Source organism: Xanthomonas sp. 4461 (genome assembly GCF_024806475.1).
Lineage (GTDB): Bacteria > Pseudomonadota > Gammaproteobacteria > Xanthomonadales > Xanthomonadaceae > Xanthomonas > Xanthomonas arboricola_F.
Genome location: NZ_JANTYV010000012.1, coordinates 1 through 1161, shown reverse-complemented (window position 1 = coordinate 1161; position 1161 = coordinate 1). Strand labels below are relative to the sequence as shown.

1 protein-coding gene is annotated in these 1161 nt (G+C 59.3%); it reads right to left on the bottom strand.

The features are described from left to right. Positions 1-114: 114 nt before the first annotated feature. The gene (locus FHY19_RS22320; protein ID WP_259168644.1) at positions 115-1095 is read right to left on the bottom strand and encodes an IS5 family transposase; all 981 of its coding nucleotides are present in this window, start codon (positions 1093-1095) and stop codon (positions 115-117) included. Between the last annotated feature and the right edge of the window lie 66 nt (positions 1096-1161).

Here is a 1161-nt window from a genome sequence, read left to right as displayed (position 1 = left end):
GGATGGTCTGATCAATGAGACCCGAGGACGCGGGACGTGCATTTCTCCAAGGAACTGCGTTTGGATCATCGGAATTTGCACCATTTTCGGCGCGATCCGGACGTCATATCCCGATTACGGGCGCACGCTCCCCGCGGCGGACAGTAGCTGCTTGCGCTTCATCCACAGGTTTGACAGCGCAAACAACGTCAGCACCTGCGCCGTGTTCTTGACCAGGCCGCGATAGCGGACCTTGGTGTAGCCGAACTGGCGCTTGATCACGCGAAACGGATGTTCCACCTTTGCGCGCACACTGGCTTTGAAGTGTTCCCAACGCGCTTCCCGAGCACGCTCACGTTTGTTGCCAATGGCTCGCATCGTCGAGCGTTTAGCGGCAATGAAAAATGCTGCCTCGCAGGTCTGCAGTTCTTCGCGTTTGTCTGCACCGGTGTAGCCGCTGTCGCCAAACACACTGTCTTCCTTACCGTGCAGGAGCGCGTGCGTCACCGTGACATCCGCAACATTGGCCGCTGTGCAATGGACGTGGTGCACCAGCCCGGAAAACTCATCCACGCCGATGTGCGCCTTCATCCCGAAATACCACTGATTGCCCTTCCTGGTCTGATGCATTTCAGGGTCGCGCGCATGGTCGGCGTTCCTGGTCGAACTGGGCGCAGCGATCAGCGTCGCATCGACGATCGTGCCCGACCGTAGGCTCTGACCCTTGCGCGCCAGATGCGCGTTGACGGCCTCCAGCATCTGCGCGGCAAGGCCATGGGTTTCCAGCAGACGGCGAAAGTTGAGAATCGTGGTCTCGTCAGGAACATTGTCCAAGCCGCCGAGCTGGGCAAATCGCCGTAAGGTCGGGATCTCATGTAACGCTTCTTCCATCGCCGGATCGCTCAACGCATACCAGTGCTGCAGCAGATGAATCCGCAACATCGTCGCCAGGGCGTAGGGCTGCCGACCCGGCCGCCCCGACATCGGGTAGTGCGGCGCGATCAGACCGAGCAATTGCTGCCACGGAACCACCTGCTCCATCTCGGCCAGAAAGATTTCGCGCCGTGTCTGCTTGCGCTTGCCCAGGCCCTCAGCGTCACCGAACGTCAGTTGCATGGATCACTCCTCAACATGAGGCGGATAGTGTCGCGTATCTGTAGTGCGTTATTCAGAGATTCCTTA